The following is a 12,132-nucleotide window of genomic DNA, read 5'->3' on the forward strand; positions in this document are numbered from 1 at the left end:
AGGGGTTAATATTGGAAAGTACAAATAAAATAGCTATTCTGGGTGCAAACGGAAAAGCCGGGAAATTCCTTGTAAACGAAGCGTTAGAAAAGGGATATCAAGTAAAAATATTAACAAGAAATTCTAATAATATCAAAATAACAAATGGAAATTTAGAGATTATTAATGGAGATGCACGTGATTTTGCTTCAATACGGGAATTACTTAAAGGGTGTCGAGCTGTAATTAATGCGGTAGGTCAACCAAAAAATGAATCTTATATTTTTAGCACAGTAACGAAGCATATTTTAGAAGCAATGAAAGAATTTGAAATAAAAAGATATATACTAATTTCTGGAGGTTCTTTAGATGTTACAGGAGATCAAAAGGGAATTGTAAATAAAATAGGAGCTACTTTGTTTAAAGTATTTTTATCAAAGATGATGCAAGATAAATATAAAGAATTGCAAACTATTAAAGGTAGTGATGTAGATTGGACAATTGTTAGATTACCATTTGTTATGGAAGGGAAGAGCATTGGAAATATAAAAGAGAGTTTAGTAGATATGCCAGGAATCAAAATTCAAAATAGTGATATTGCACCATTTGTTATAAAACAAATTAACAGTGAGAGTTATGTAGGGAAGTGCCCGTTTATTTCAAATTAAATGTTAAAGAATGATGGGTAGAGTGGAACTATTACATTTTACGTATTTGAATACTAAGTTTAACACGAGTAAGTGGGGGAGAATTTTATATGATTCAATACAAAAGATGCAGTGAAGTACGTATAGATTTAGTGTATGAAGCTTTTAAAGATGGATTTTCAGATTACATTATTAAAATGGAAGTTTCAAAAGAAGATTTTATAAAAAGGTTTTTGGGACCAGAAGGGAATTCACTAAAACATTCCTTTCTTGCTTTAGACGGTAACCAATCTGTTGGTGTAATACTTGGCGGGATAAAGGATTATGAAAACATAAAAACAATGCGTTGTGGAACATTAGCGATTCATCCTAATTACCGCGGTATTGGTGTGAGTCAAAAATTATTTGAACTGCATAAAGAAGAGGCGCTTCAAAATGAGTGTAAGCAGCTTTTTCTTGAAGTCATTGTAGGCAATGACCGAGCGATTCATTTTTATACGAAATTAGGCTATGAAAAAGTGTATGATCTATCTTATTATAATTTAAAAGATATGACTAAAATAATAACTAAAGAATGTAAGGGAATTGAAGTAAAACAATTAGAATTTCCAGCTTTCAAAGTTGCAATTCAGAAATGGTTACACTTCCATATAAATTGGCAAAATGATATGGATTATATCGAAAAAACAAATAATACATTTTACGGCGCATATGTCGATAATGATTTAAAGGGTTCTATATGTTTGAATGAACAAGGTAAAATTAGTTTTATTTTCGTAGACAAAGACTATAGAAATCGTAGTATTGGATCAAAATTATTACAAATAGCAAAAGATGAGTTAAATTTAACAAGTTTATCAATTGGGTTTCCAAACAACAATTTACTGGAAGGTTTTTTAAAGAAAACTGGATTTGAAAAGAATTCATTAGCACAATATGAAATGTATGTTTTGTTATAAAAAGCGAAAGGAGTCATTCTTTCGCTTTTTATTTTTGTGCCATATTGATATTTTACTTTGTATAATATTCTTTTTTTATGTAGAATAGATAGGATGGGAGGGGATGAAATGAATAATGGATTAAAGTTTAAGATTTTTGAATTGCATTGTTTCGTTCAAAAGACTTATTCTGATATTAAAATAGCATGTGATATTGCTATTTATCAAGAAAACACTTCTAAATATTTAATTTCATTAGGGTTTTTAAATAAATCATATATGACTTATATAGAAGCAAAAAGATTTTATCGTGAAAATGAAGAACTTATAAGTGTAGAATTTGATAATTTCTTTGATACATATGATAAATTAGAACAAGAATTAAAAAAAGTTATTTCAACTGAAGATAAGAATCCTTCATTGCTACATAACAGGCTTGATCAGTTTCAGCAAAAAGTTGAAAATATAAATGACCTAATAAAAGTATTGCAAAACGCTCGTTAAAGAATACTTTTTCTTTTTCATATAGAAAGTATGCATTAAAAACAAATTAGGGATATGACATATTGAAGAGGTGACTTTTGTTGATGACAGAAGTCATCTTTTTATAATACGGTTTTGCACAATGTGATGTACTTTTTATTTTTTCTATTTTTTTCTATTTTTGATAGGAATACATTTAAACAGTTTCATATTTTAGGAAATTATACGAGGAAAATAAAATGAATAATAAAAAAGAAATAGCTATAGTTGCATTAACAACAGGGTTAGTTTTAACAGGTGTAACACCATATTGAGTAGCTTATGCAGAAGAAACGGATCAAATGCAAGTTGAAATTCAAGAGGATTCGTTCCGTACAGGTGAACTTACACAACCATCACAAAAGACGCCAGAGAATGTAGTGAAAGATGCACTTAAGGAAAAGACCGGGCATGCTTTGTCACCAAAACAAGTTAGTGGAGACAAAGGGGTAGATTACACCGTTGTTCAAAAACGTAGTTCTTATGATGGGACTACACTTGTGCGTATGCATGAAGGTAAAGAAGTATATGGACACCAATTGACTGCTCATGTAGATAAAAAGGGTATTATTAAAAGTATTTCAGGAGAAAGTGCACAAAATTTAACACAAGAAGATTTAAAGAATGCTAGTAATTTATCAAAAGAAGAAGCAAAACAATATATTTATACGAAGTACGGGAACGATATTAAATTTATTTCTGAGCCAGAAGTTAAGGAAGTTATTTTTGTTAATTAGAATTTATGGGAAGGCTAGCAATGCATATCAAGTTACATTTGCCGCTGCAACACCAAACTATGTATCTGGAACTTATTTAGTAAATGCTCATAATGGTGATATGTTGAAAAATATGGTGCAAGAGTCAATCTTAAAAGTAAGTGAAGAGCAAGTGGAATCTTTAAAGGAAACTAAAAAAAGCAATTCCATATCATTAACCGGAACTGGTAAAGATGATTTAGGGATAACTCGCACATTTGGTATTTCTGAACAAAGTAATGGGAAATATGCGCTTGCAGATTACACAAGAGGGCAAGGAATTGAGACATATGATGTGAATTATAGAGATATTAGTTTTGAAGAAAAATATTATCCTGGTATATTAGCAACTAGCACTTCAACAACATTTATGATCCAAAGGCGGTAAGTGCTCATTTTTTAGCAACAAAGGTATATGATTTTTATAAAGACAAATATAAGCGAAATAGTTTTGATAATAAGGGGAAAAAAGTAGTATCAGTTGTACATGCATGGGATTCTGGAGAAACCGATGATCCTAAAAGTTGGAATAATGCATGTAGTGCTAATGTTAACAATGTTAGTATGCTTATATATGGTGATTCAATGGTTAGAGCATTTGACATAGCGGGCCATGAATTTACTCATTCGGTTACATCTAGCGAATCTACATATAAAGAGCTTCCCAACACCGGTGCCATTACAACTAACAGTGCAACAATGGGCATATGGATGGTTATTGCAGGTACAGTACTCACTTTGGCTCGCAAATTTAGAAAGATATAAAAATAATAGTAGGGATTATTTCTCACACAATAATTATTAGATGAATTTTTTACTTAATAAGATTTTAGTATTTAAGTAGTGTATTTTGCTTCTATAAAAATTTGTGCTTGGACGCTATTTTACCTACAGACCTACATTACATATAAAGCACGTTACTATTCTCATTCAAATAAAAGAATAGTAACGTGTTTTTTTGCTTTAAAAATAGCCTGAATTCAAAAGGTCATGGGTGTGAAAGTAATTCTAATCTGCCATTGATAAGTTACTAGAAACACTTTGTTTTAATGAAAGTTTAACTCTATATGACAACATGAGATTTTCGATATTTACCAGGTGTTTCGTTAGTGAATTTTTTAAAAATTTTAGTAAAATAGCTTTGATCACTAAAGTTGAGTGAAGCACATATGTCTGATAGGGGATAGGTTGTGAAAGTTAATAATTTTTTTGCTTCTTCAATTCGTTCACGTTGAATGTATTCAATTAATGTAATACCGACTTCTTTTTTGAATAATATAGATAAATAATCCGAATTTACGTTTGCAAATTTAGCAAGTTGTTTAACAGATATTTGATTGTAAATATTTTCGAAAATATAGTTTTTGCAAATAGCGATAGTCTTTGAGTGTTTCTGTACTTTTTGTGCTTTTACACGGTCTGCAAAAGTATAGAAAACATTCCTTAATAAATCCCAAACAGATTCTGCGTCTTTTAAATCCTCTGTCTTTTGGATGTATAGATCATAAATCTTGTAAGCAATCCCGGAAGGAAGTCCTCCTTTTATCGCATATCTAGTAGCAAGTGTGATGGATGAAATACAAATGTTTTTATGACGTCTTAATTGATGGAATGAAGATAAGGATGAAAGAGTCTCTTGTTGGAATTTATAATAATATTTGAGTACGCTTTCTTTATCCCCGTGTTCTATAGCTCCAAGTAGTTGGTTCTCTATATACAAATTATGACAGATGGATTTGTTTTTTTGCATTGAAATATATACATCCTCGTTTAAGATACTGCTATGACTTACATGAAATGAGTCACTGTTATTTGAAAAGGTACTTACATCTGAATTTTTTTTATAGAGAATGTTATAGAACAATATTGCTATATTTACAAAGAAATTTTGATCTTTGACTGACAATGAAAAATAATGGTCTCTTGTTCTTTTATAATTCGAAATAAAATTAAGGTTACTATCCGTTTTACTTGTAGAAAAATTTAGATGTGTCAAGGGCCCAATAATAACAGTACCGTTCACCATATAATGGCTCTTTATGTGAATTAAAATGAAGTGCCCTAAATATTGGTGAGTTCTGAAGATAGGCGAATTATATGAATCATTTTTTTGAAAAAGCACATGTAACTGTTCTATTTTTGATTTATAAAACGAATGTGAATCATCTTTTGATGTAAATTCTAAAAGAATATTTTTGTTACAATCTATAAAACAAACTGGAATTTCAAAATATCGGAAAAACATATTACAAATGTACTCTATCTCAACTAGACTGAGCTTTTTAGTCATATTATTCCTCCTTACAGTTGTGCGTATTAGTTGAATGTTTATATATTCCTTTCTTTCATATGTAGAAACGGAAAAACTTTATCTATAAAAATTATAAACTTCTAAGAATAATACCATAATTTAACATGAATAGCACATATTATTTGAATATACAGGTAATAGTTTTAGGGAGTAACGTAAAATATGAATTGTCACACTTATTCGTTGTTCATTGCTTATATGTATCAAAAATGATTAAGATTGGATTTTAAATAGGGATAGGAAGGGAGAGATTAATGAATTAAATTTAAGTTAAGTAATTAATGAAAATTAGCGATAGAAGTAAACGTGTAACGATTTTTGAAGTAGAGATATAAGTGTAATTCAGAGGAAAACTACATATATCATACGGAGCAACAACGTAATAATAGAAAATAAGTAGAGTGAATAAGTGTTTGTAAACAATGGATTGTTGGACGACTATGTTTTAGGTTCCTCGTTTAAATCTGGTACTTGGCACACTATTGCTTTTAAGAGGGTAATAGTAATAAAGGGATTTTTAAAATGATAGAAGTTGTAAAGGGGATAAGAGAAATGAAAAAAATATTTAGTGTGCTTTTAGTATTTTTCTTAACATTTTCTACATGGTCTAGTGTATTAGTAAAGGCAGCTTCACCATCCAAAGGTACTTTAACGATTCATAAATATGAACAAGAAAAAGATGGCGCACTGGGGCTAGAAGGTGATGGCTCTGCAAATCAAGAGGTACCAACAAATGCGAAACCGTTAAAAGGTGTAACCTTTGAAGTGAAAAGGGTTGCGTCGTTTGAAAAAATTTCAAACGATGGGGAAATCGTGAAAGAAGATGTGAAGCCTGTAATAGGAGCAACTCCAACTCAAGTAGTAACAGATGATAACGGACAAGCTGTATTAAAAGAACTGCCGCTAGGACGTTATGAAGTAAAAGAAGTGGCAGGACCTCCGCATGTTAACCTAAATCCAAATACGTATACAGTGGATATTCCTTTAACGAATAAAGAGGGTAAGGTGCTAAACTATAATGTTCATATGTATCCGAAAAATGAGATTAAACGTGGTGCAGTTGATTTAGTAAAGACTGGTGCAAATGAAAAAGCATTAGCAGGTGCAGTATTCTCTTTATTTAAAAAAGATGGTACAGAAGTGAAAAAAGAGTTAGCGACAGATGGTAATGGGCATATTCGCGTGCAAGGATTAGAGTATGGGGAATACTATTTCCAAGAGACAAAAGCGCCGAAAGGGTATGTACTAGATCCGACTAAACACGAGTTTTTTATAAAGACCTCCGGAACTATAAACGAAGATGGAACAATTACTTCTGGTACAGTAGTTAAAGTAGAAGTGCAAAACTATGAAGAACCAAATATTGATAAAAAGATTAACGGGAATTTGGAAGCGCTGCCAATTAATCCGTTAACTAATTACAATTATGATATTAAAACATTAATTCCAGAAGACATTAAAGAATACAAAAAATATGTAGTAACAGATACTTTAGACAATCGTTTAATGATTCAAGGAAAACCAGTCGTGAAAATTGATGGAGCGGAAGTAAATGCAAGTATTGTAGAGGTAGCTGTAGAAGGCCAAAAAGTAACAGCTACAGTAAAAGATTTCACAAAGTTAGATGGTAAAAAAGAATTTCATTTACAAATTAAATCACAAGTAAAAGAAGGCGTACTATCTGGTTCGGAAATTTTAAATACAGCAAAAATTGATTTTATAAATAAAAATGATGTAATTGGAGAAAAGGAATCTAAACCTGTAGTTGTTGTTCCGACAACTGGAATTATCGAGTTAACAAAAGTTGATGGTGCTGATAATAAGAAATTAAAAGGTGCGGAGTTTGTACTTAAAGATAAAAATGGAAAAATAGTTGTTGTGGCAGGTAAAGAAGTCACAGGTGTATCAGATGAAAATGGTGTTATTAAATGGACTAACATTCCGTATGGAGACTATCAAATTTTTGAAACGAAAGCACCAACTTATACAAAAGAAGATGGTACAACAGCTTCATATCAATTATTAAAGGACCCTATTGATGTAAAGATTAGCGAAAATAATCAAACGGTTAAATTATCGATTGAAAATAATAAAAGTGGATGGATTCTTCCTCTAACGGGTGGTATCGGAACGACTCTATTTACTGTACTAGGCCTTGCGTTAATGGCTACAGCGGCATTTGTTTTCTTTAGAAAAAAGTTTGCTAATAATTAAGGTTTTAGGAACATGTAATCATGTGATGTGAAAAGGGGAGAAGTAAAATGCTTCCCTCTTTTCGATATTTTAGTATATACAGAGGTGGAAATATGAAACGAAATCTTGTTTTAGGAGGTATTTTTTTATTTGGTTTAGGTATTTTTTTATATCCTACTATTAGTAATTGGTTGGCGACTCGTGCACATTATTCTGAGGTTAGCTCTTACGATAAGAAGATCAAAGCACTACAAAAGCAAGAAATCGAACGAAGAGAAAAAGAAGCAGCCGAATATAATAAACAAGTTCAAACTTCCATGAAAACATTTGCAGATCCATTTTCTGAAGAAAAAAGTAATCATCAAGCATATGCCGATGCCTTAAATTTAGGTGATGTAATGGGGTATATTGAAATATCGAAAATTAATATAAAACTGCCAATCTATCAAGGGACCTCTGAGGAAGTATTGAGTCGCGGGGTAGGTCATTTAGATTATTCTTCACTTCCGGTAGGTGGAGAAAATACGCACACTATTTTAACAGGGCATCGTGGTTTACCGTCAGCAAAATTATTTACAGATTTAGATAAGTTGAGTGAAGGAGACCGTTTTTATATTCACTCTTTAGACAAAGTTCTTGCTTATAAAGTAGATCAAATTAAAGTAGTTTTACCACACGAAACAGACGATCTACAAATTGTAGAAAATAAAGATTATACAACATTAATTACATGTACGCCTTATGGAGTAAACACAAATAGATTGCTAGTTCGAGGTGAGCGTGTGGAGTTTAACGAGAAAGAAAAACAAAAAATGCTTAAAGAGATATTTATGTTTAATAAGTGGACCGTAGTAGTCTTAATCCTATTATTATGTGTGTTACTAGTCGCAATTTATAAGAAAAAATTAACTCGATAGAATGAATTTATTTATTCTGTATTAATGGGCAGTGGGACCGAAAATCCAGAGATAAGCAAAGAGGGTATATAGAGGATGAAGTAAATCCTCACTGAAAAAAGTTTCACTTTATTCGACTGTAGAAAAAATACGGTAAAGGTGGGAACAAAGGAATTGAGGTTACAATTAAAGTTGGTAAGTATTCATTTTATGGTTTTGTTAATGTTATGTGTAAGTTTTGTCGTATATGCACCAAAAGAAGCATATGGATCCACGACTAACTTAGAAGGTCTAGGGGATATATCGCGTTATAATGCTGTTGTCTTTGGTAACCATATAGCAGTAGGTGGCGACATTGAAGGAGCAATCGCAGTTCAAGGTGATATGGATGCATCAGGTTATACGATTGTAGGTGCAGCAGCAGGAACATCTAATATAGTAGGTGAAAAATGGAGTGATGAGGGATATCCATCCTTGTTATTGTCTGGAAAATTTAAAAAATCAAGAGAGGAATCTTTTATTATTCAAAACGGAATAGTCGTAATGACAAAAGAGAGTGATCCAGATCGTATCATACAATCTTCTTATGATCGTATCGTTTATAAAGAAAAACTAGAAATTGATGCGAAATTTAATGAATTTCGCAACATAGTCAACCAAGTCAGTAAAAATGCAGGTCAATATAAAACGGATACCCCAATTTCAAATATGAGTTATGGTATTGGAAAAGATATAAACAATCCTAATATTTATGTTTCATCAGAATTGACCGGGAAAATCAATTTAGATATAAGAGATGTATTTTTACCCAATGCTAAGGATAAAGATTTTATTGTTATGTATTCGGATGCAATAGAGGTTACATTTAAAAATGGGTCCATTCTATATGACACGAACAATATTGGAAGGGCTACGGATATAATTCCTACATCTCAGCCCTATTCTCCTAATTCACCGTTCACTGAGCTATACGGGAAAGTGATTTGGGTTTTTCCTAATGCGAAAAAGATCACAACAGAGGGATATGGTGTTGTTGGGAGTGTGTTTGCTCCAAATGCTGTATTAGAAACAAAAGGCGGCTCAATTAATGGACAAGCATTTGTCAGTACGGTACAACAAACTGGTGGATTTGAATTTCACAATTTCAAATTTAACTGGCAACTATGGAACAAGCCTAGTACAGGAAAAGTAAAAATAAAAAAAGTTGATAGTAATAATGGTAATAAAAAGTTGCTTGGAGCAAAATTTCATATTGAAGATTCAAATAAAAAAGTAGTTGGTGAGTTAGTAACAGATGAAAAAGGAGAAGCGATATCAAAAGAATTACCAATAGGTAACTATACTCTTGTTGAAACAGAAGCGCCAAAAGGTTATGACTTATTAAAAGATAAAATAGCTGTAAAAATAGAAAAAGATGCAGTAGTAGAAATTAAAATAGGAAATAAGAAATTACCAGATCCGATGGGGAAAATGAAGCTAGTGAAAGTAGATACGTTAGATAAAAATAAAAAGCTAGCAGGAGCAAAGTTTCATATTGAAGATTCAAATAAAAAAGTAGTTGGTGAGTTAGTAACAGATGGACAAGGAGAAGCGATATCAAAGGAATTACCAATAGGTAACTATACCCTAGTGGAAGTAGAAGCACCTAAAGGTTATGACTTATTAAAAGATAAAATAGCTGTAAAAGTAGAAAAAGATGTAGTAGTAGAAATTAAAATAGGGAATAAGAAATTACCAGATCCAATGGGGAAAATGAAGTTAGTAAAAGTAGATACGAGCGATAAAAATAAAAAGCTAGCAGGGGCAAAGTTTCATATTGAAGATTCAAATAAAAAAGTAGTTGGTGAGTTAGTAACAGATGAAAAAGGAGAAGCGATATCAAAAAAATTACCAATAGGTAATTATACTCTTGTGGAAACAGAAGCACCTAAAGGTTATGACTTATTAAAAGATAAAATAGCTGTAAAAATAGAAAAAGATACAGTAGTAGAAATTAAAATAGGGAATAAGAAATTACCAGATCCGACTGGGCAATTTGAAATTGAGAAAGTTGATGATAAGGATATTAATTTAAAGCTGAAAGGTGCTGTATTTCAAGTATTAAATAAAGAAGGTAAAGAAGTTACTAGATTAACAACGGATGAAAAAGGAAAGGTGATTTCCAACCAGTTAGTACTTGGAAAGTATATGATTAAAGAAATAAAAGCGCCAAACGGATATATATTACTTAGAGATCCAATAGAAATAGAAATTACAGAAGCGGTAAGGACACAAAAACTAACAGTGAAAAATGTGAAAAATAATTGGATAATTCCTAATACTGGTGGCAGCGGAACAACAAGTTTTTACGTGATTGGTTTTGTGCTAATGTTTGGTGTGTTATGCTTATATAAGAAAAATCGTATATAAATAGTATAAAAACAGTTGTGTATTATGAACTGATTCCATAAAGTTAGAAAATCGTTTGGTTAGAAAAATTTCCAGCATGAGTTCGGTATTGTACTAGATTCATGCTACTAAATTTGTTGAAGAAGGAAGGATAATAGTAAACATAGAATATATTAATAAATAAAAATGTTTACGAGGTGAAAGTGCTGGCAATAAAACAAGACGAAATTAAAGTAGTAGTCGGAGCTGGAGTGTTTAATAATAATCCAGGTTGGATTCAAACGCAAGAAGATGAACTTAACTTACTAGATAAAGCTACGTGGGAAGAAAGATTTGAATACAACTCTATTTCAGCTATTTTAGCTGAGCATGTATGGGAACACCTTACGTTTGAAGAAGGTGTAAGGGCAGCAGGAATTTGTTATCAATTTTTAAAACCAGCAGGACATATTCGTTGTGGTGTTCCTGATGCATTTTTCCGAGACGAAGCATACCAAAATATAGTTCAAATAGGCGGACCTGGCCCGAAAGATCATCCAGCAGCAAGTCATAAAATTGTTCATAATTATAAAACATTAACGAAAATGTTTGAAATTGCTGGATTTGAGGTAGTTTTACTTGAATATTGTGATGAAAATGGTCAGTTTTATTACAACGAATGGGATGCAAACGACGGTGTTATTTTCCGATCGAAAAGATATGATTCTAGAAATAAGGGTGATAAGCTTGGTTTTCCATCTTTAATTGTTGATGCGAATAAGCGGTAAGTCATTCAATAAAAGCAAGGGTTAATATTATAATTTCATGAGTCGCAAATGCGGCTTTTTTTATTGGTATGTAATATGTAAGAGATTATTTATGATAATTAATACTTCATTAAAGATTTATTTTATATATAAAATCGGGTAAAATAAAAGAAGAACATATATTCTGTTTAAGAGTAGGGGGCAATATATATGGTAGCTAAAATTAAAAAAGTAACTGATGGATATATTGTAAAGTTTGAACGACAATTTTCATATACGATAGAGGAAGTTTGGTCTGTTTTAACAGAAAACAGTAAGCTAAAAAAATGGATGTCTAATTTACAAATTGAAAGTCTTAAAACGGGTGGAATAATAAAGTTCGACATGATGGACGGTTCATTTATAAATATTGATATTTTAGAGTGTCAACTAAACACAGTACTAGAATTTAGTTGGGATAAAGATCGTGTCCGATTTGAAATACATAAAGAAGAAAATGGTACTCTTTTACTTCTTAAAGAGTACATTCATGAGTTTACAGATCATACTCCGAAAGATATAGCTGGTTGGCATATTTGCTTAAATCTTTTTTCCTCCGTACTAGAAGGAAAAGAAAAAGAATTTTCTAAAGATGAATGGCAACAATGGTTTGAAACATATAAGGATAAGATCCTTGAAGTGAGAGGATAATTGTATAAAAGATTATATTCATTGTGTAATTATTACACTGTAAAAATGATTTTAAAGAAAAATAAGA

9 protein-coding genes and 1 pseudogene are annotated in these 12,132 nt (G+C 31.3%); 9 read left to right on the forward strand and 1 reads right to left on the reverse strand.

Going from position 1 to position 12,132, the window contains the following annotated elements:
* Positions 1-11: 11 nt before the first annotated feature.
* The 4 genes and pseudogenes from QCI41_RS02725 (at position 12) to QCI41_RS02740 (ending at position 3,606) form a co-directional block, all read left to right on the forward strand.
* Positions 12-647 carry an SDR family oxidoreductase gene (locus tag QCI41_RS02725; protein ID WP_353838436.1) on the forward strand — a complete coding sequence of 212 codons (636 nt, stop codon included), beginning with the start codon at positions 12-14 and terminating at the stop codon, positions 645-647.
* An 89-nt stretch (positions 648-736) separates the two neighbouring features.
* On the forward strand, positions 737-1,585 hold the full coding sequence (locus QCI41_RS02730; protein ID WP_106101797.1) for a GNAT family N-acetyltransferase: 849 nt from the start codon (positions 737-739) through the stop codon (positions 1,583-1,585).
* Positions 1,586-1,693: 108 nt separating this feature from the next.
* Entirely contained in the window at positions 1,694-2,068 is a 375-nt protein-coding gene (locus QCI41_RS02735; RefSeq protein ID WP_001059012.1) for a hypothetical protein, read from the forward strand.
* A 218-nt stretch (positions 2,069-2,286) separates the two neighbouring features.
* Positions 2,287-3,606, forward strand: a pseudogene (locus tag QCI41_RS02740) (LPXTG cell wall anchor domain-containing protein).
* Positions 3,607-3,904: 298 nt separating this feature from the next.
* Here QCI41_RS02740 and QCI41_RS02750 read toward each other — a convergent pair.
* Positions 3,905-5,131: an AraC family transcriptional regulator gene (locus tag QCI41_RS02750; RefSeq protein ID WP_353838435.1), complete on the reverse strand. Its 1,227-nt coding sequence runs from the start codon at positions 5,129-5,131 to the stop codon at positions 3,905-3,907.
* Positions 5,132-5,704: 573 nt separating this feature from the next.
* Between QCI41_RS02750 and QCI41_RS02755 the strand changes: the two genes are divergently transcribed.
* The 5 genes from QCI41_RS02755 (at position 5,705) to QCI41_RS02775 (ending at position 12,065) form a co-directional block, all read left to right on the forward strand.
* Entirely contained in the window at positions 5,705-7,366 is a 1,662-nt protein-coding gene (locus QCI41_RS02755) for a SpaA isopeptide-forming pilin-related protein (protein WP_353838434.1), read from the forward strand.
* A 92-nt stretch (positions 7,367-7,458) separates the two neighbouring features.
* Positions 7,459-8,262, forward strand: coding sequence for a class C sortase (locus QCI41_RS02760; RefSeq protein ID WP_353838433.1), 804 nt, complete (start codon positions 7,459-7,461; stop codon positions 8,260-8,262).
* 153 nt (positions 8,263-8,415) lie between these two features.
* Complete coding sequence (locus QCI41_RS02765) at positions 8,416-10,650, forward strand: MSCRAMM family protein (RefSeq protein WP_353838432.1); 2,235 nt, start codon at positions 8,416-8,418, stop codon at positions 10,648-10,650.
* A 185-nt stretch (positions 10,651-10,835) separates the two neighbouring features.
* Positions 10,836-11,396 carry a class I SAM-dependent methyltransferase gene (locus QCI41_RS02770; protein ID WP_353838881.1) on the forward strand — a complete coding sequence of 187 codons (561 nt, stop codon included), beginning with the start codon at positions 10,836-10,838 and terminating at the stop codon, positions 11,394-11,396.
* A gap of 189 nt (positions 11,397-11,585) precedes the next feature.
* Complete coding sequence (locus QCI41_RS02775) at positions 11,586-12,065, forward strand: SRPBCC family protein (protein WP_353838431.1); 480 nt, start codon at positions 11,586-11,588, stop codon at positions 12,063-12,065.
* Positions 12,066-12,132 lie beyond the last annotated feature (67 nt).

It is taken from the genome of Bacillus cereus group sp. MG4 (assembly GCF_040460055.1).
Classification (GTDB): Bacteria; Bacillota; Bacilli; order Bacillales; family Bacillaceae_G; genus Bacillus_A; species Bacillus_A wiedmannii.

Excerpts from the sequence above, each read along its gene's own strand:
- QCI41_RS02750 (WP_353838435.1), bottom strand. The coding sequence starts at position 5,131 with ATGACTAAAAAGCTCAGTCTAGTTGAGATAGAGTACATTTGTAATATG.
- QCI41_RS02760 (WP_353838433.1), top strand. The coding sequence starts at position 7,459 with ATGAAACGAAATCTTGTTTTAGGAGGTATTTTTTTATTTGGTTTAGGT.
- QCI41_RS02730 (WP_106101797.1), top strand. The coding sequence starts at position 737 with ATGATTCAATACAAAAGATGCAGTGAAGTACGTATAGATTTAGTGTAT.
- QCI41_RS02735 (WP_001059012.1), top strand. The coding sequence starts at position 1,694 with ATGAATAATGGATTAAAGTTTAAGATTTTTGAATTGCATTGTTTCGTT.
- QCI41_RS02775 (WP_353838431.1), top strand. The coding sequence starts at position 11,586 with ATGGTAGCTAAAATTAAAAAAGTAACTGATGGATATATTGTAAAGTTT.
- QCI41_RS02755 (WP_353838434.1), top strand. The coding sequence starts at position 5,705 with ATGAAAAAAATATTTAGTGTGCTTTTAGTATTTTTCTTAACATTTTCT.